We start from the raw sequence: 17860 nt of genomic DNA on the forward strand, positions 1-17860 counted from the left end.
CAACATCGCCACAAACGCCGGCAGCAGCCGGCGCTCCCTCCCGAGGACGCGACCTTATCGCCCAAGCCAATGCGGGGAAAATGAAATGTTGATGGCGGAGGCGAACCTCAGCGCAATGTTATGTCGAGCCAGCCCAGCGGGTTGACCGCGACGCGGTCGCCGCTGTCGACCAGAACCGTGGTGGTTTCGGCTTCAATGATCGCGGGACCGGCCAGCGCATGGCCCGGCTTGAGATCGTCGAGCGCGTAGACCGGCACCTCGCGCCAGCCACCGAGCCAGGCCTGCCGCTTGCCGCGCGGCGCGCAGGTTGCGGCCGACGCGGCCTCGCCGACATCGCCGCCGCCGCGCGCCACCTTGCCGACCGCTGCGACACGGGCGTTGACGAACACCACCTCCTGCCCGCGCGAGGCATAGGTGTAGAGTTCCTCGTGGCGGCGATGGAAGCGCTCCTCGATCTGCGCCACGAGGTCCGCGGCGCCGAGATCGAGATCGCCAAGCGGCACGTCGATCTCGAACACCTGCTCGCCATAGCGCATCTCGGCCGAGCGCTCGATCGCAATGTCGCCCTTGAACCAGTCGCGCAGCCGCCCCGCGGCCTGCTCCTCCAGCGCCGCGAACAGCGCCCTCACCTCATCGGCCGAGATCCGGCCCGTGCCATAGTGGGTGCGGCTGACCTCGTAGCGCAGATCGCTGGTCAGCATGCCCCAGGCCGACAGCACCGAAGCGACCGTCGGCACGATGATCCGCTTGATCTCGAGTTCGCGCGCGACTTCGGCGGCATGCATGCCGGCGGCGCCGCCAAAGCTGAGCAGCGCGAATTTGCGGGGATCGACGCCGCGGCGCAGCGTCATCAGGCGGATGCCGTCGGCCATCTTCAGATTGATCATCTTGTAGATGCCGGCGGCAGCCTCGATCCGCGACAGTTCGAGCGCCTCCGCGATCCGGTCGACCGCAGCTTCCGACGCCGCGCGATCGAGCGGCCGCGCACCGCCCATGAAGGCGCTCGCATCGAGATAGCCGAGCACGACATTGGCGTCGGTAACGGTGGCAGCTAGGCCGCCATTGCCGTAGCACGCCGGGCCCGGCACCGAGCCCGCGCTTTCCGGCCCGACCCGCAGCGTGCGGCCGCCGTCGACACCGGCGATCGAGCCGCCGCCCGCCGCGATGCTGGCGATGTCGAGGCTGCGCAGCGCGATGCGCTGGCCCGCCAGCATGCCGTCGGCGGACAGCGAGGCCTCGCCGTCAGCAATCAGCGAGATGTCGGTCGAGGTGCCGCCCATGTCGAACGGCACGAGATCGGGAATCCCGAGCATCTCGGCGCAGCGGCGGCTGCCGGAAATGCCGCCGGCCGGCCCCGACAGCACGGTGCCCGCGGCAAGCCGCGAGGCTTCCTCCACCGGCGCCATGCCGCCATGCGACAGCACGACGAACAGCGAACCTTTGAAGCCGGCCTCATGCAGGCTGCGCTCGAGATTGGTGAGATAGCGCCGCACCGTCGGCTCGACATAGGCGTTCACGATCGTGGTCGAGACGCGCTCATATTCCTTGATCTGCGGCAGCACGTCGCTCGAGCGCGACACGTTGACATCGGGCAATTCCTTCGCCAGCCGCTCGACCGCGGCGAGCTCATGCGCCGGGTTGAGATAGGCATGCAGGAAGCAGACCGCGACCGAATTCGCGCCGGACCGTTTCACCTCGGCGATGACATCGCCGAGCGCTGCGGCATCGAGCGCGATCGCCGCGCTGCCGTCGGCCTTGAGCCGCTCGCGCACGCCAAAGCGGCGCTCGCGCGGCACCAGCGGCTCGGGCGGCGGCGTGCGCAGATCGTAGCGATCCGGCTTCAGCCCCTCGCGCATCTCGACGACGTCGCGATGGCCCTCGGTGGTCAGCAGCGCGACCCTGGCGCCCTTGCGCTCCAGCAGCGCATTGGTCGCAACCGTCGTGCCGTGTACCAGGCGATCGGTCGCCGCGAGCATCGCCGCGCGCGTGACGCCGAGGCGACGGGCAAGTTCCTCAAGTCCCGCCATGACGCCGATCGACTGATCGGCCGGCGTGGACGGTGATTTCGCGAACACAGTTCGCCCGGCTTGATCCGTCGCAACCAGGTCGGTGTAGGTGCCGCCGACGTCAACCCCAATCGTGTACATCGCTGCCCTATACCGCCTTCGAAACCAAACCCTGGGCTGCGTCGCGCGCCCGCGCCTCCGCCGATCGCTTCTCGGGTAGACCCCAGCCGCCCCCGCCGGACGAGCGGATCTCCAGGCAATCGCCGGGACGCAGCTCGATGCCGACCTCCTTGGTCTTCAGCACGCGCGGCGCGCGGCCTTCCGACAGGAGGCGATAGTGATGCGGCTCGCCATCCTTGCCGCCGAGCATGCCGCAGGGGCCGTGCCGCGCGCCGTCACCGGCGGTGTTGCCCTTGGCGGGCTTTGCCGTCTCCAGCACCATGTCGAGCGCGACGCCGAGCCCGCCGCGATGCTGGCCGTCGCCGCCCGAATCCGGCCGGAACTCGTGCTGGCGGAAATGCAGGGGAAAGCGCACCTCGGCGACCTCGATGCTGCCGAACTTGAGTCCGCCGACCGAGTGCCACTCGCCGATCGAGGAATAGCCGTCGCCGCCCTGCGACGCGCCGCCGCCCGGCCGCGCCTGGAACATGTGCCAGATGAAATTGCGCCCGTTGCGCGGATCCTCACCCTGGATCGCGATGCGGAATCTACGGCCCCATCCGCCCATCACGCGATCCGGACAGGACGCCGACATCGCCTTGATGATGGCCTCGACGATCTCGTTGGAGGGATGGCTGGTGCACAGCGTCACGGGGCGGCCGGGATCGGCCCACACGATGGTGCCCTGCTTCGCCACCACCTTGAGCGGCCGCAGCGCGCCGGTGTTCTTCGGGATATCGGCGTCGATCAGATAGGCAAAGGCCATCGCGACCGCGGCCTGCATGTTGGCGTGCGACGAGTTGACGAAGCTCGTCGACTGCGGATCGGAGTCGGTGAGATCGACCTCGATGTCGCTGCCCTTCTTGGTCACCTTGGCCGCGATCTTGATGTCGGTGCGGCCATGGCCGTCATCGTCGAGCAGCGCTTCGCCGTAGAACACGCCGTCCTTCCAGGTCGACACCACGGCGCGGGTCTGCTGCTCGGTCGCGTCAAGAATGGCCTCGATGGCGGCTTCGACCGTCTCCGCGCCGAACTCGCTGAACAGCTTTGCGACGCGACGCTCGCCGAGATGCGCCGCGCCCAGCATCGCCGCGAGGTCGCCGCGGAATTCCCTGGGGTTGCGGATGTTGAGCGCCAGCAGGTCGAGCAGGTCCTCACGCGGCTTGCCGGCCTCGTAGAGCTTGATCGGCGGAATCCGAATGCCTTCCTGATAGATCTCGGTCGCGGCCGGATTGTAGGCGCCGTGGGTGGCGCCGCCGATGTCGCTCTGATGCGCGCGCACGATGGTCCAGAGCAATCGCTTGCCGCCGTCGAACACCGGGACGAAGGCGGTCAGATCAGGCAGATGGCTGCCGCCCTGATAGGGATCGTTGAGCAGGATGACGTCGCCGGGTGCGACGTCCTTGAAGCGGTCCTCGACCGCGAGCGTCGCCCAGGGCAACGCGCCGACATGCACCGGAATGTGGTCGGCCTGCGCGATCAGCCGCCCGCGTGTGTCGCAGATCGCCAGCGAAAAATCGCGGCTGGAATTGAGGATCTGCGAATAGGAGGTGCGAAGCATGGCTTCGCCCATCTCCTTCACGATCGACGACAGGCGGTGCTGGACGACGGAGCGGGTGATCGGATCGATCTTGGCGGACATTTTTGCCCTTATGGGCGCATCGGACTGCGCAGGGAGGATCGCGGAACCGGTCGATCAGGACCGGAATTCCTTCTTATAGCCAGAGACTTGCCGATCGCAAATCGGCGGGTTCGGCAACAACGGGTGATTCCGTCGATCAGCAAGTCGTGATCGAGAAGAGACCACCCTGCGACGGAATAGAACTCACACTGCTGCGTCCCACCCATGCAAGCCAACTGGATCGCGGGGGCCCTCCGCGACAACCTTCAGGGTGAAACATGATGATCCTGCGATTCCTCAGACCCGGCTTCAGTGCCGCGGTGTTCGGCATGCGTGTCCTGTTCACCGTCGCCGTTTCCCCGGTGGTCCTCGCCCAGGAAGCGCATCACCCGGCCGAGACTGCGCAGACGGCCGAGGAGAGCGCCTTCCTCGCGGAAAACGATGCCGCGATGACCAAGATGATGAATGACATGGCGGCCAAGCCGAGCGGCGACATCGACCGCGACTTCGTCGCGATGATGACGCCGCATCATCAGGGTGCCATCGACATGGCCGTGATCGAACTCCGTTACGGCAAGAACGAGCGGCTGCGCCGGATCGCGCAGGAGATCATCGTCGAGCAACGCCAGGAGATCGACGCCATGAAGCTCGCACTCGGCGAGCAGGTCACCGACACGACCCCCGCCCCGACACAACAACCCGGCGCGAAACCCGCCCCGGCGGCGACCAGTCACGATCACATGAACATGCACCACGACATGATGAAGCAGGAGACCAAGTGATGACGAGCCAGTTCATGAAGGGCCTGTTGGCCACCAGCATGATCGCGCTGTCGACATCGGCGTTTGCGGGGCAGGCGCCGGGCGCCGTGTCCTCACCCGACATCCCGATCAGCCATCATGACCGTGTCTACGCCGCAGAGCAGTTCTCCAACACGGTGTCGGTCACCGACCCCGTCGACAACAAGCTGTTCGGCGTGATCCGGCTCGGCGACCCGCAACCGGGCAATTTCAGCCCGCTCTACAAGGGACAGGTATTGGTCCACGGCATGGGCTATTCGCCCGACCACCACACCCTCGCCATCGTCTCGATCGGCTCGAATTCGGTGACCTTCATCGACACGGCAACCAACGCGGTCAAGCACGTCACCTATGTCGGGCGTTCGCCGCACGAGGCCTTCTTCACGCCCGATGGCAAGGAGGTGTGGGTCACCGTGCGCGGCGAGAACTACATCTCCGTGATCGATGCGCAGAGCTTCAAGGAAACGGTGCGGATCGAGGTGCCGGCGGGACCGGGCATGCAGATCTTCTCACCCGACGGCAAGTACGGCTACATCTGCTCGTCGTTCAATCCGGAGACCGACGTGGTCTCGGTCGCCGACCATCAGATCGTCGCCAAGGTGAAGCAGGAAAGCCCGTTCTGCCCGAACATCGCGGCGACACCGGACGGCGAGCAGGTGTGGTTCACACTGAAGGATGTCGGCAGGACGCAGGTCTTCAACGCCAGGCCGCCGTTCAACCTGATCAAGACGATCAACACAGGCCCGATCACCAACCACGTCAATTTCGCGAAGACGGCCAACGGCACCTTCGCCTATGTGACCATCGGCGGCACCAACGAGGTCAAGGTGTTCCGCACCGACGACTTCTCGGAGGTCGCGACCATTCCGGTCGGCAACCTGCCGCATGGCATCTGGCCGTCCGGCGACGGCACGCGGGTCTATGTCGGCCTCGAAAATGCCGATGCGCTGGCCGCGATCGACACCGCCACCAACAAGGTGATTGCCAATATCCCGATCGGCCAGGCGCCCCAAGCCATCGCCTACGTGCCCAACGCCGCGTCGAATCCCGATGATCGCCAGAACCTGCAGGCGCTTGGTGCTGCCGGCCAGGTCGCCCACCTCGCGCTCGCGCCGAAGAAGCAGGCCAAGGGCGACAAGCCGCCGACCAGCGTCTCGCTGTTCGATCAGGGACTGATCCAGGTGCTGCAGGCATCGGTCACCGGGCTCGAACCCAAGCAGCACTATGTGCTAGGATTGGCCGAACGTGCCGACGGGACAGGCTCCGTGGAGCCTTTGGCAGCCTTCATGACCAATCCCGCCGGCTCCGCCATCGTCAACACCACCGGGCCGATCCGGCAGATCGTGCAGAGCGCGGCCAAGGCCGAACGACACTATCTCGTCATCACGTCAGGCGAGCCGGCCAAACCCGGTGCGGTCATTCAGGTGCAAACGCCATGAACGACATGCTGCGCCTCGTCGAGCCGCTGATACCCGCCCTGCGGCGGTATGCGCGGGCCCTGGTCCGCGACCACGCAGCGGCCGACGATTTGGTGCAGGACTGCCTCGAACGCGCCGTGATTCATTGGGAGCAGCGGCGGTCGGACAATCCGCGGCCGTGGCTGTTCGCCATCCTTCATAATCTCGCTATCAACCAGTTTCGCCGCGCAACGACGCGCGGCGTCCATGTCGCGATCGACGAAACCAACGAGGATGCATTCGGCCAGGACGCCGAACAGGAGCACAAGGTGACGTACCGCGATGTCATGGCGAAACTCGCAAGGCTTCCGCATGATCAGCGTGCGGTCCTGCTGCTCGTCGGTGTCGAGGACTTGTCCTACGCCGACGCCGCGAAGGTGCTCGGTGTGCCCATTGGCACGGTGATGTCGCGCCTGGCGCGCGCCCGCGAGCGGCTCCATCAAGAGTTGGAGGGCACTGCCGGCCAACTGGATCATAATGTCGTGCAATTGCGGAACAAGACATGAGCAATCGACCCATTACCGAAGACGATCTGCATGCCTATGTGGATCGCGCGCTGGAGCCGGAGCGCGAGGTGGAGATCATTGCCTATCTGGAAAAGCATCCGGACGTGGCCAAACGCATCGCCGCCTACTCCGATGAGCGTAACCTTCTGCGATCGGCATTGCTGCCGATTACCGAGGAACCGCTGCCGCCGCAGCTCAACCTCGCCAGGATGATCGAGCGCCCGCGCCGCCGTCCCTCGTCATTCCGTTGGGCGATCGCAGCGATGCTGATGCTCTCGATCGGCGGCCTCGGCGGATGGGTGATCCGTGGCGCGGCACTGGCGCCTGCCGGCGGGCTTGCGGCGCTGGCCGAGGAAGCAAGCGATTCATACAAGGTGTACGCCTCCGATCACACCCGGCCGGTCGAGCTGCGCGACAGCGCCGAGCTTGTGCAATGGGTCTCGAACCGGCTGCGTCAGCCGGTCAAGCTGCCGGATCTGACCAAGTCGGGATATCGCTTGATGGGCGGACGGGTGGTGCCGACGGCGCACGGTCCGGCGGCCATGTTCATGTACGACGATGATCACGGCGAGCGGCTTGTGGTCCTCACCCGTCCGATGACGTCGGATCAGAACGCTCCGATGGCCGCGCATTCGGGTGGCGACATCGCAGGTTTCTCGTGGGCCGACGGTGGCACGGGCTATAGCCTCGTCGGGCCGCGCGGGGTCGAATCCTTGCGACCGCTTGCCAACGAAATCCGCAAGCAAGCGCAGACGATCTAAACTAGAGCATGATGAGATTAGGTTGAGCTGGAAGGCGTCGAAAGTTCACCTCTCCCTTGGGAGAGGTCGATTTGCGCAGCAAATCGGGTGAGGGGTTACGGTCTATCGAGAGAGCAAGAGCCCTCACCCGGATTGCACCGGACGATGCTTCGCATCGCCGAGAGCAATCCGACCTAAGAGCGAGCTTCGCTCGTCTCGACCCCAACGGGGAGAGGTGAACCGAGACCGCGCCAAGCCGATTCAACCAAAGCTCATCTCGCTTTAGGCGGCGGAAGGCTTGGTATAGATCAGGAACAGCACAACGCCGATCACCAGCGCACCCGCGATGAACAGCAGCACCGCGGGCAGGCCGAACAGCGCCGCGACGCCCGCGGTGCTCGATTGCAGCAGCGCCGCACCGAGGAAGAACGCGAGATTGACCGACGACAGCGCCTTGCCGGTGTTCTGGGCGTCGACGAGTTGCCGCGTCATGCCGTAGATCAGCGGCTGCGCCGACGTCGCAAGCCCGATCAGGATCAGCAGCACCAGGTCATATCGCGTCGGCATCACGGCAACGCCGAGCAGATTCGAGACCGGGAAATGCGGCGCGCCGGCCGCCATCAGCACCAGCAGCAGCGCGGCGACGGCATGGGTCGACGCCACCATGGTGCGCCGATGCCCGAACTTGCGATCGATGGCGCCGATACAGGCCGGGCCGATGATCATCGCCAGCGTGAACAGGCCGAGCACATTGCCGGCTTCGATGCGGCTGAGCCCCTTCATATCCATCAGCCACGGCCCGCCCCACAGGCCGCGCAACACCAGCGAGGCGCCGAGCGACACCAGCGACAGCGCAATCAATCCGCGCAGGCCGCGCGACAGGCCGAGCCGCAGCACCTCGGCCATCTGCTGCAAGGGCGAGGAATCATCCGCATGCGCCGCCGGCTGCCGCGGCACCAGCGCGAACACCGCGATCAGCACCGCAACGCCGAAGCCCGCCGAGATCCAGAAGCCGGCGCGCCAGCCGAACTGGTCGACCACGAAGGCCAGCGGGCTGGCCGACAGCAGCATGCCGATATTGCCGATCGAGAGGATCAGGCCGGACCACAGGCCGAACTTTGCCGCCGACATCTGCTTGGCAGCCAGCGTCATCGGGCACATCAGCATGCCCGAGGTGGCGATGCCGAGCATCAGTTGTCCGAGCACGAAGCTCGCGGGCCCCGTGGCGAGCGCCGAGACCACCGTACCGACCACGGTACCGGCGAGCAGGCTCAGCGACACCGGCCGCACGCCAAAACGGTCCATCGCGGCGCCGACCGGGATTTGCGAGGCGGCAAAGGAGAAATGATAGATCGAGGTGAGGCTCGCCAGCGCCTGCGGCGAGGTGCCGAAATCTCGCGCCATCAGATCGAGGCTGATCGCGGGGATCGTGCGCAGCAGCGTCGACAGCATGTGGCCGCAGGCCAATGCCAGAAGCGCAAGGACCAGAGCGCGAAACCCGATCCCAGCTGCTTCCTTCGTCACCACGCCGTCCATGAGTAGCCCTTTCCCCGAGCAGTTTGGGGGACGGGCGTAACATCATTGGGCTGACGGTGCCAAGTTTGGGGACAGAGCCCTGTCGCGGGCCAAATGTCGTCATCGTCGGGCTTGTCCCGGCGATCCACGTCTTTCTTCTAGGGGCCCCAAAGACGTGGATGCCCGGGACAAGCCCGGGCATGACGAATTCGTGGAAGAGTCGTCGTGACTGCTACTGCTTGTGGAACACCAGCGTGCGCAGCTCGATGCTCTCTCGCGGCGCGGCGTCCGCAGGCGTAGTCGGATCGACAAACGCCGTATGCGGTCCAAACCGGGTCCTGCCGTCGGTCGCCGAGTCGTAGCATTTCAGCAGGATCGCCTCGTCCGGCGTCATCTCGGGAATGTAGAACCAGCGATGGTTCGGATTGTACTTCACCGAATAGGTCTCGCCGCTGCGGTTCGGGTAGATCAGGTCGGAGGCGATCAGATCCTCCGGCGCAACCGTGGTGCCGTCGGCCATCGCGAGCGGTGAATCGCGCAACGGGCCGCGGATCGGACGCCACAGATTGATCACCTGGACACGGCCCTTGACGAGTTGCTCGGCCTCGTCAGGCAAGTGCTCGAAGACACGGTTGTGGCCGGACACGGCGGTCTGGTCGACATGGACGCGGGTCGCGGGCTGGCGCGGGCCGCCGCCGCGGATATCAGCCGCACCCTCGACACGCTTGCGCACGGTATGATCGAAGATAAAGACGCGATCCGCCTTCAGCGTCGCCTTGAGGAAGGCCTCGACGGCCGGGTAGTAGACATTGCGCACTTCGTTGTCGTCGTAATAGTCCTTCACGATGGTCGGATGCTTGACCAGCGCAAAGCCCTCGCGGTCGAGCGAGAAGCCGTCGGCGATCAGACGCCCGTCAAAGATCGGGACATTGTGCGCTTCGGGCAGTGCGGTGGATTTGGGTTCGCCGGGCGGCGGATCGAAAGCGTAAGTCCGGGGCTTGCCCGGCGTCGGCGCGAGATAGTTCAGTTCTGCGGTCACAAACGGCAGCGACTCGATACGAGTTTGTTGAAGGCCCACGGTGATCTCCCGGACTCGATTGTTCGTATGTTTGATCTTGGCGGTGCTGGAGAGCGCGGCAAGGGTGCGGCGAAAATAGCAACGTTGCAGTTTTGGAAGGCGCCGAACGGGGAAAATCCTTGCCGTGCGGCAGCCTGCGGACGAACGGATGTTTTCGAGATCACGGGTTCGTTAGCGGTGCAATCGTGCGAAGTTCAATCGCTTCCACCGATGCCCTCGTCGTCCTGGCGAAAGCCAGGACCCATTACCGCCGAATTTGATGGTGAGCGGGATCGCGGCCCCAGCGTCGTACAACAACTGCCATCCGGGGTAATGGGTCCTGGCTTTCGCCAGGACGACGCTGAATGTTTGGCATCGCTTGCAAATTGCCTACAGCCCGGCGCCCTTCTCGACGGCCGCGCCAAACGACCGGTCGACGATATCGGCGGCGTTGATCTTCTGCCGGATCAGGCCCCAGCGGTCGTAGAGGTCGATGGTCTTCTGCTCGTCGGCCACCACGCTGTCGTCGATCGGCGCGATGCGGATCCTGGCCCGCGTCAGCCAGTTCAGCGGCACCGCGGGCGGGATGTTCATCAGCCTGCCCCAGGTCGCAGCATAACCTTCGACATTGTTCTGCGACCATGCGCGCGCGGCCGCGAGGCGACGCACGAAATCCTCGAGCTCGGCACGCTTGTCCTTGATCGCGTCCGGTGTCGCAACCTGGAAGCCGAGGCCGGGCGTGATGCCGTCGGCCGTGATGACGCGGTGCGACTTGAACAGCACCTCTTCCTGGCTGACATAAGGCTCCCAGGTCGACCACGCGTCGACAGCGCCTTGCGTGTAGGCGACCTTGGCATCCGACGGCGCCAGGAACACGATCTGGACGTCGCTCGCCTGCCAGCCCTTGGATTCCAGCGCGGCCAGGATCAGCTGATGGCCGATCGAGCCGCGGCCGGTTGCGATCTTCTTGCCGCGCAGATCGTCGAAACTCTTGATCGGCGAATTCTCCGGCACCACGATCGCGAGCCCGTCGCGCGACTGCCGCACGGCCGCGATCGCCTTGACCGGGATCCTGGCGGCGGCCGCGAACGTGAACGGCGCGTCGCCGACCAGACCGGTGTCGATCGCGCCCGCCCCCAAGGCTTCCAGCAAGGGCGCTGCCGCGGCGAACTCCTTCCACTCGATCTTGTAGGGAACGTCCTTGAGCACGCCGGCCGCTTCCATCACGGCCTGCGAATTGCCCTTCTGGTCGCCGACGCGCAGCGTGGTCTGCGCGACGGCCGCGTCGATGGCGGCGAGCGCGAGCGCCGCCGCAACAATGAGACGGATCATTCGGCGGCAATCCCCCGCTGCTGGTCGCGGGCCGCGATCAACTTGCGGGTCAGCGGGATCAACTCGCGGCCGTAGTCGATGGCATCGACCAGCGGATCGAAGCCGCGGATCAGGAAGTGGCTGACGCCGAGATCGTAATAATCGGCGAACACCTCGGCGACCTGCTCGGGCGTGCCGACCAGCGCGGTGGTGTTGCTGTTGGCGCCGGTGAGCTTTGCGATCTCGGTCCACAGCCGCTTGTCGATCCGCGTACCCTGATCGGCCAGTGCCAGCAGCCGCTTGGCGCCGTCGGTCGCATGGTTGGGGCGGCGGTAACCGGTCTGGTCCTGCAACGCAGTGGCACGCGCGAGGATATGCTCAGCCTTCGCCCACGCCTTCTCCTCAGTGTCGGCCAGGATCGGCCGCACCGACAGGCTGAAGCGCGGCGTCGGCCGGCCGTGCTTGGCAGCCGCTGCGCGCACCCGCGCAGTGACGTCGCGCACCTGGGCGTAGGATTCACCCCACAGCGCGAACGTATCGGCGTGCTTGCCTGCGACCTCGACCGCGGCATCCGAGCCGCCGCCGACAAAGGTGTAGATGCCGCCCTTCTGCAACGGCTTCACCTGGGAGAAGCCGTTCTCGACGTTGTAATACTTGCCGCTGTAGTTGAACGGCTTCTCGCTGGTCCATTCCAGCCGTACCACGTCGAGGAATTCGCTGGTGCGGGCGTAGCGCTCGTCCTTGTCGTCGAGCGTGTTGCCGTCCTGGCGCAGCTCGATGGCGTTGCCGCCGGTGATGACGTGCAGCGAGACCCGGCCGCCATAGAACTGATCCAGCGTCGCAAGCTGCCGCGCCAGCAGCGTCGGTGCCGTGAAGCCCGGGCGCTGCGCGATCATCACCTTGAGCTGCTTGGTGATGGTCAGGACATGCTGCGCGACCTGCAGCGCGTCCGGTGTAGTCGAGTGGAAGGCCAGCAGCGCGCGATCGAAGCCGGCGAGCTCATGGGCCTTGGCGACGGTCTCGATATAGGGCGGATCGAGCACCGGGCCTGAGCGGACGATGGTCTCGGAGGCATTGTTGTTGGTGATGAAGCCGATGAACTCGACCGGCATGACTGACAACTCCGTTGTTGTTGGCTGTTGTTTTCAGACGCCCAGCGCGGAGCGTCCGGCGGAGACACGGGTGGCATCGTCTTGCGGGGTATGGACGCGGCCGCACAGCACGTCACGGTAATGCCGCTCCAGCGGATTGGTTCGCGACAGGCCGTGATTGCTGGTCAGCGCCAAGGCATCCTCCACCACTGCTGCGGCGTTATTGGTTACCGTCAGCTTGATGATGTTAGACTCGATCGCGGACAGCGGGAAGCCGTTATCGAAATCGGCGGCGAAGCTGTCGATCAGGCGGGCATTGACCGCGAGCCGCGCTTCGATCCCGCCAACGACCTCCTGCATGCGCGGCAGCGTCGCCAGCGGCGCGCCGAGATTGGCGGGTACCCGCTCCTTCAGGAATTGGACCAGCCAGTCGCGGGCGGCGCGGGCAACGCCGTCATAGATCGCGGCGACGAAGATCGCATGCACGGTCGCCTGGGTGACATCAGGAACCTTCCAGTCGTCGGGCCTGCGGACGTCGATCTCGTAGTCCAGCGGGAATACCACGTCGTCGAAGATCACGGTGTGGCTGCCACTGGCGCGCAGGCCGAGATGATCCCAGGTCTCCTCGATCCGCGTTCCCGGCAACCCGGCCGGAACCAGAAACAACCCGACACGGGTCTCCGGCTCATCGGTTTTCGCCCAGACCGAATACCATTTCAGGATCGGCGCGCCGGTCGAATAGATCTTGCGGCCGGTCAGCCGCCAGCCGGTTTCGGTGCGGCGCGCCGTGGTCGCCGGCAGGCCGCCGCGCGCGGGCGAGCCAAGCTCGGGCTCGACGCGCAATGCGTTGATCAGCGCCACGCCCTCGACCGTCTCCTTCGCGAGCTTGCGCGAAAGACGTGCAGGCCACCGCGTGCTGCGCGCCATCACCAGATGCTGGATGTAATGCATCGACAGCACCAGCGCGGTCGACGGATCGGCCTTGCCGATGATGCCGAGCACGCGTGTGGCGTCGCGGGCGCCCGCCCCGCTACCGCCCAGCGCCACCGGCACGGTCAGCGCCAGTAGCCCTTCGCGCGACAGGTCTGCGAAATTCTCGAACGGAAAGCTGGCGTCGCGATCATGCGCGGGCGCACGCGCGGCAAACACCTCGGCGAGCCGCGACGCGCGCGCAATGTGCTCGGGCTGGTTCGCCGGCGGCAGCTCCCGCGCCGCTGTCGTCACCATGTCGCCTCCAGTCCGAGCAGGCCGAGGATCTGCTTGCGCAGATCGGCCAGATAAGGATCGCCGCGATGCCGCGGGTATGGCCGGGCCACCGCAATATCGGCCTTGATCCGCGCCGGTCGGTCGGAGAGCACGACGACGCGGTTGGCGAGCACCAGCGCCTCCTCGACGTCATGGGTGACGAGCAGCGTGGTGAAGCCCTTGCGCTGCCACAGCGCCACGAGCTCGGCCTGCATCGCGATCCGCGTCAGGGAATCGAGCTTACCGAGCGGCTCGTCGAGCACCAGGATCTTCGGATCGTTGACCAGCGCGCGCGCCAGCGCCACGCGCTGCGCCATGCCGCCGGAGAGCTGATGCGGATAGGCATTGCGGAACGAGGACAGGCCGACCAGCTCGATCACCGCGTCGACCCGATGCCGCTGCGCCTTCAGGATGCCCTGCGCTTCCAGCCCGAGCGCGACATTGTCCCACACCGAGCGCCAGGGAAACAGCGTCGGATCCTGGAACACGACGACACGCGACGGATGCGGGCCACTGATGCGGACCTCATCCTCGCGCAGCGAGCCGCTGCGCGGCTTCTCCAGTCCGGCTACCAGCCGCAGCAAGGTCGACTTGCCGCAACCGGAGGGGCCGAGCAGCGCGACGAACTCGCCCGGTGCGATCGACAGATTGACATTGTCGAGCACCGGCAGGACAGCGCCGTCGATGTCGAAGGCGTGGCTGACGCCCTCGATGTCGAGCTCGGCGCCAACGGCAGGATAGGTGATCGCCTCGGCTGTGGATTGCGCTACCATTTGACGACACCCTTCTGCCAGACCAGCAGGCGGTCACGGGTGCGGAACAGCAGCGTGATCGCGCCGGAGCAGAGCAGCGACATCACGATCAGCGCCGCATACATGTTGGCGTAAGCCGCCCAGCCCTGCGCCCATTGCAGGTACCAGCCGAGCCCGGCCTTGACGCCGATCATCTCGGCGACCACGAGCACCGCAAAGGACGAACCAAGGCCCATGAACAGGCCGACGAACACGTGCGGCAGCGCGGCGGGGATCGCGACCTTGAGCACCAGGAACGACGGCTTGGCGCCGAGCGTGCGCGCGACGTCGTAATAGGCGGTGCTGACGCTCGCCACGCCCGACCAGGTCAAGACCGTCACCGGAAAGCCGGTGGCAAGCGCGATCAGGAAGGTCGAGGCACTCCAGCTCGAGGGGAAGGTGAAGAACGCGATCGGCAGCCAGGCGGTGGCCGGCAGTGGGCCGATGAAGCGCAGCACCGGATGCACCCAGTAGCCGATCTTCTGCGACCAGCCGATCGAGACGCCGGTGATAAAGCCGATCGTCGCGCCGATGATGTAGCCGCCGAGTTGCAGCTTGATCGAGGCGAACACGCTGTCGAGCAGTTTCGGCAGGTCGTCGGTGTAGACCTCGAGGATCGACTGCGGCGGCGGGAAGAACGGCAGCGGCAGCCAGGCGAATTTCGCGGTGGCGACCTCCCACAGCGTCACGAAGGCGCCGAAGGCCACCAGCCAAGGCGCGCGCTTGCGCAACGCCTGCCCCGCGCTGCCGAGATAATCCGCGCTGAATGTGCCGAACAGGATGAAGACCGCGATGACGATCGCGCCGATGCCGAGCGATTGGGTCCGCGACCAGTCGCCGACATCGGGCCAATAGAGGCATGACAGCCCGAACGCGAGCCAGGCGAGGGTTGCCGCGAGGCCCACGCCATAGCTGCCGGAGAGGTTCGCGAACGTGACCGCGGCGCGCGGCGCGGCAGCCGCCGTCGTGTCAGACACTGAATACGTCGACATAGATCCGCTCCGCGAATTTGGCCGTGTCGGTGCTCTGCTTGAACACCTGCACCGATTTCAAATCGTCGGCGTAGCCCTTGAGCTCGCGCTTGAGGACTTCGCCGGTGGGATGATGGTGATGGGTGTGGTAGCGCGCCATCGCCTCGAGATCGGCGAGGCTCGCCGCCTTCGGCGCATAGGGCTGGAACGACTTCGCCGCCTTGTCCGGATTCTGCGAGGTGAACATCGCGGCGTCGAGCAATGCCTGGGTGATGGCACGCGCGACGTGAGGCTCGTCCCGTACCAAGCTGCCGCGCAGGCCGACGATGCAGCAGCTCTTGTCGCGGTATTCGCCATCGAGATTGGAGGCGACCTCCTTGTACTGCGTATCCTTCAGCCAGAGATAGGCCAGCGGATCCGACGACAGGAAGGCTTGCACCTCGCCCTTCTCGACCGCGACATTGAGGAGATTGCCGGGATAGGCGCGCCAGTCGACGTCCCTAACCGGGTCGATGCCGAGCTTGGAGAGCTGGATCGAGAAGAAATTCTTGTCGGGACCTGCAAGATCGCCGACCGCGACGATCTTGCCCTTGAGATCGGCGAGCTTGTCGACGCCGGAACTGGTGCGGGTCAAGACGCGCATGCAGCCGCCATGGGTGCCGGCGGCGATCTTGACGTCAAAGCCCTGTTCGAGCGGCTTCAACCAACGCAGCGCCATGCCGAGCCCGGCATCGCTCTTGCCGGTGGCGATCGCTTCCAGCAGCTGGTCGGTCGAGCCGGAATAGTTGACGAGCTCGACGTCGAGATTCTGCTTCTGGAAGAAGCCGTGGTCGATGGCGACCGGCAGCGGCGCAAGGCAGACCGCGCCGGCGTTCCAGGACAGTTTCAGCTTGCGCGGGCTGCCTGCCAGCGGCGGCGCATCGGAGGCGGTCTTGCAGATCGGGAATTCGGAGAAGTCGATCGCCGGCGTGATCGCTCGCGGCGCGAAGGCCTGCGCGCTATAGGCGCCGATCGGCGCGGCAAGGGCCGCGGCGGCGCCCGCGCGCAGCAATGTGCGGCGATCCATCACCGTCTTCTTGTTGTCGACAGACATTTTCACTCCTGCATTTCGGCAAGGCTCCGCCCCACGCGCAAACGCCTCCGTCTGCGCGCCTCGTCGTTCGAAGCTCATGGTTTAGAGAAAGCGGATTTCTCCGGCGCTATTGCCCTCAAAGCAACGCGCAAATGATGCGGCGCGACAAGTTCATCGTCAATGAAATGGAATTTCGAATGTGGTCGGCGCGGCAGCTGATCTCTCCACGATCACAGCGCGCGACGATGAAAGGATTTTCGCCGCTGTCGCGGCGGAGACGTGCAACAGAACGGCATCGATTGCACCGAATTTGAGCGAACGACGGCCGCTTGCGCGAAGTCTTCTACGCATGACGGCTCGGCGAGATCATCCTTGCTGCGCCCGGGCTGATTTCAGTTTTCCGTTTCGTTGACGGCGAACGGCTTGCTCATAGACTTGATCAAACGCTGCCGCGCTTTTCCGACGAGCAGCGAATGAATCAGAAAGAAAATGCATATGCGCAAACTGACCCGCCCGGGTTCTCCCTATACTTTCACGCGCCGCACCGCGGCCGCACTGATCACGGCAGTGATCACGCTCTCGACATCGGCCGCAGCCTTCGCGGCTGATGCGATCGTGCTGCGCGTCGGCGACCAAAAGGGCGGCAACCGCTCGCTGCTGGATATCTCGGGCCTCGCCAAGGATCTGCCCTACAAGATCGAGTGGTCGGAATTTCCGGCCGCGGCCCCGATCCTGGAGGCGATCAATGCCGGCGCGCTCGACGTCGGCTACACCGGCGACCTGTCCTTCCTCACGGTCTATGCCTCGGGCGCGCCGATCAAGGCGATCGGCGGCACGCGCTCCGATGCGCGGACCCAGGCGATCCTGGTCCGTGGGGATTCGCCGATCAGGACGGCGGCCGATCTGAAGGGCAAGCGCCTCGCCGGCACGCGGGGCGGCTGGGGCCAATTCCTGATCAATGCGACATTGGAGAAGGCCGGCAGCAGGATCGAGGACGCGACCTTCGCCCCGCTCGGCCCGGTCGACGCCAAGATCGCGCTGCTCGCCGGCTCGATCGACGCCTGGGCGGTGTGGGAGCCCTACATTTCCTATGCCAGGCTGAAGGACAATGCGCGGGTCGTCGCCGACGGCGAGGGTCTGACGCCGACCATCACCTTCATCGTCGCCTCCGACAACGCAATCGCGACCAAGCGCGCCGCGGTGCAGGATCTGGTGCAGCGGCTCAACAAGGCGCGGCTGTGGTCGCTCGACCATCTCGCGGAGTATGCCAAGAACACGGCCGAGCTCACAAAACTGCCGGAGGACGTGCTGCTCGCCGCCTACACCGCGCAGAAGACCAGCCCGATCGCGATCGACGAGGCCGTGGTGAAGGAAGTGCAGGCCGCCTCCGACCGCGCCACGCGCTACGGCATCCTCGGCAAGACGCTGGACGTCGGCAAGGCCGTCGACCGCAGTTTTACCGCGAGCGCAAGCTTGAACTAGCGATCCTCACCTCCCCTTGAAATGGGGAGGTCGGTT

The 17860-nt window shown here is 65.6% G+C and carries 15 protein-coding genes; 5 read left to right on the forward strand and 10 right to left on the reverse strand.

Translation table 11 applies throughout. From position 1 onward, the window contains the following. Positions 1–107: 107 nt before the first annotated feature. Entirely contained in the window at positions 108–2147 is a 2040-nt protein-coding gene (locus tag ACE10Z_RS32165; protein ID WP_375784367.1) for a hydantoinase/oxoprolinase family protein, read from the reverse strand. A 7-nt stretch (positions 2148–2154) separates the two neighbouring features. Next, positions 2155–3807 (reverse strand): hydantoinase B/oxoprolinase family protein, encoded by a 1653-nt coding sequence (locus ACE10Z_RS32170; RefSeq protein ID WP_375784368.1) that lies wholly within the window; start codon positions 3805–3807, stop codon positions 2155–2157. A 260-nt stretch (positions 3808–4067) separates the two neighbouring features. On the opposite strand from ACE10Z_RS32170, the gene ACE10Z_RS32175 reads away from it, so the two are divergent. The 4 genes from ACE10Z_RS32175 to ACE10Z_RS32190 are packed head-to-tail and all read left to right on the forward strand — an operon-like array spanning position 4068 to position 7310. After that, positions 4068–4568, forward strand: a complete 501-nt coding sequence (locus tag ACE10Z_RS32175; protein ID WP_375784369.1) for a DUF305 domain-containing protein — start codon at positions 4068–4070, stop codon at positions 4566–4568. After that, positions 4568–6025, forward strand: coding sequence for a YncE family protein (locus ACE10Z_RS32180; RefSeq protein ID WP_375784370.1), 1458 nt, complete (start codon positions 4568–4570; stop codon positions 6023–6025). The genes ACE10Z_RS32175 and ACE10Z_RS32180 overlap by 1 nt, the downstream gene beginning before the upstream one ends. Beyond that, on the forward strand, positions 6022–6549 hold the full coding sequence (locus tag ACE10Z_RS32185) for an RNA polymerase sigma factor (protein WP_375784371.1): 528 nt from the start codon (positions 6022–6024) through the stop codon (positions 6547–6549). Before ACE10Z_RS32180 ends, ACE10Z_RS32185 begins: the two co-directional genes overlap by 4 nt. Further along, the gene (locus ACE10Z_RS32190) at positions 6546–7310 is read left to right on the forward strand and encodes an anti-sigma factor family protein (RefSeq protein ID WP_375784372.1); all 765 of its coding nucleotides are present in this window, start codon (positions 6546–6548) and stop codon (positions 7308–7310) included. Before ACE10Z_RS32185 ends, ACE10Z_RS32190 begins: the two co-directional genes overlap by 4 nt. A gap of 261 nt (positions 7311–7571) precedes the next feature. On the opposite strand, the gene ACE10Z_RS32195 is transcribed toward ACE10Z_RS32190, so the two are convergent. From ACE10Z_RS32195 to ACE10Z_RS32230, 8 genes are all read right to left on the reverse strand, one after another. Beyond that, entirely contained in the window at positions 7572–8825 is a 1254-nt protein-coding gene (locus ACE10Z_RS32195) for an MFS transporter (RefSeq protein ID WP_375784373.1), read from the reverse strand. Positions 8826–9036: 211 nt separating this feature from the next. Continuing rightward, positions 9037–9882 carry a CmcJ/NvfI family oxidoreductase gene (locus ACE10Z_RS32200; RefSeq protein ID WP_375784374.1) on the reverse strand — a complete coding sequence of 282 codons (846 nt, stop codon included), beginning with the start codon at positions 9880–9882 and terminating at the stop codon, positions 9037–9039. A 369-nt stretch (positions 9883–10251) separates the two neighbouring features. Then, positions 10252–11193, reverse strand: coding sequence for an ABC transporter substrate-binding protein (locus ACE10Z_RS32205; RefSeq protein WP_375784375.1), 942 nt, complete (start codon positions 11191–11193; stop codon positions 10252–10254). Continuing rightward, a complete protein-coding gene (locus tag ACE10Z_RS32210; RefSeq protein WP_375784376.1) occupies positions 11190–12284 on the reverse strand; it encodes an LLM class flavin-dependent oxidoreductase in 1095 nt (364 codons plus the stop codon). Before ACE10Z_RS32210 ends, ACE10Z_RS32205 begins: the two co-directional genes overlap by 4 nt. Positions 12285–12317: 33 nt before the next feature. Further along, on the reverse strand, positions 12318–13490 hold the full coding sequence (locus ACE10Z_RS32215) for an acyl-CoA dehydrogenase family protein (RefSeq protein WP_375784377.1): 1173 nt from the start codon (positions 13488–13490) through the stop codon (positions 12318–12320). Then, entirely contained in the window at positions 13484–14281 is a 798-nt protein-coding gene (locus ACE10Z_RS32220; protein ID WP_375784378.1) for an ABC transporter ATP-binding protein, read from the reverse strand. The genes ACE10Z_RS32215 and ACE10Z_RS32220 overlap by 7 nt, the downstream gene beginning before the upstream one ends. Next, a complete protein-coding gene (locus ACE10Z_RS32225) occupies positions 14275–15291 on the reverse strand; it encodes an ABC transporter permease (protein ID WP_375784379.1) in 1017 nt (338 codons plus the stop codon). The genes ACE10Z_RS32220 and ACE10Z_RS32225 overlap by 7 nt, the downstream gene beginning before the upstream one ends. Next, the gene (locus ACE10Z_RS32230; protein WP_375784380.1) at positions 15269–16363 is read right to left on the reverse strand and encodes an ABC transporter substrate-binding protein; all 1095 of its coding nucleotides are present in this window, start codon (positions 16361–16363) and stop codon (positions 15269–15271) included. Before ACE10Z_RS32230 ends, ACE10Z_RS32225 begins: the two co-directional genes overlap by 23 nt. 474 nt (positions 16364–16837) lie before the next feature. Between ACE10Z_RS32230 and ACE10Z_RS32235 the strand changes: the two genes are divergently transcribed. Next, entirely contained in the window at positions 16838–17824 is a 987-nt protein-coding gene (locus tag ACE10Z_RS32235) for an ABC transporter substrate-binding protein (RefSeq protein ID WP_375784381.1), read from the forward strand. Positions 17825–17860: the final 36 nt, after the last annotated feature.

The sequence above is a fragment of the Bradyrhizobium sp. Pha-3 genome, assembly GCF_042258615.1.
Lineage (GTDB): Bacteria > Pseudomonadota > Alphaproteobacteria > Rhizobiales > Xanthobacteraceae > Bradyrhizobium.

Coding starts and splice junctions, on each gene's coding strand:
- ACE10Z_RS32165 (WP_375784367.1), bottom strand. CDS start 2,147: ATGTACACGATTGGGGTTGACGTCGGCGGCACCTACACCGACCTGGTT.
- ACE10Z_RS32170 (WP_375784368.1), bottom strand. CDS start 3,807: ATGTCCGCCAAGATCGATCCGATCACCCGCTCCGTCGTCCAGCACCGC.
- ACE10Z_RS32175 (WP_375784369.1), top strand. CDS start 4,068: ATGATCCTGCGATTCCTCAGACCCGGCTTCAGTGCCGCGGTGTTCGGC.
- ACE10Z_RS32180 (WP_375784370.1), top strand. CDS start 4,568: ATGACGAGCCAGTTCATGAAGGGCCTGTTGGCCACCAGCATGATCGCG.
- ACE10Z_RS32185 (WP_375784371.1), top strand. CDS start 6,022: ATGAACGACATGCTGCGCCTCGTCGAGCCGCTGATACCCGCCCTGCGG.
- ACE10Z_RS32190 (WP_375784372.1), top strand. CDS start 6,546: ATGAGCAATCGACCCATTACCGAAGACGATCTGCATGCCTATGTGGAT.
- ACE10Z_RS32195 (WP_375784373.1), bottom strand. CDS start 8,825: ATGGACGGCGTGGTGACGAAGGAAGCAGCTGGGATCGGGTTTCGCGCT.
- ACE10Z_RS32205 (WP_375784375.1), bottom strand. CDS start 11,193: ATGATCCGTCTCATTGTTGCGGCGGCGCTCGCGCTCGCCGCCATCGAC.
- ACE10Z_RS32210 (WP_375784376.1), bottom strand. CDS start 12,284: ATGCCGGTCGAGTTCATCGGCTTCATCACCAACAACAATGCCTCCGAG.
- ACE10Z_RS32215 (WP_375784377.1), bottom strand. CDS start 13,490: ATGGTGACGACAGCGGCGCGGGAGCTGCCGCCGGCGAACCAGCCCGAG.
- ACE10Z_RS32220 (WP_375784378.1), bottom strand. CDS start 14,281: ATGGTAGCGCAATCCACAGCCGAGGCGATCACCTATCCTGCCGTTGGC.
- ACE10Z_RS32225 (WP_375784379.1), bottom strand. CDS start 15,291: ATGTCGACGTATTCAGTGTCTGACACGACGGCGGCTGCCGCGCCGCGC.
- ACE10Z_RS32230 (WP_375784380.1), bottom strand. CDS start 16,363: ATGTCTGTCGACAACAAGAAGACGGTGATGGATCGCCGCACATTGCTG.
- ACE10Z_RS32235 (WP_375784381.1), top strand. CDS start 16,838: ATGCGCAAACTGACCCGCCCGGGTTCTCCCTATACTTTCACGCGCCGC.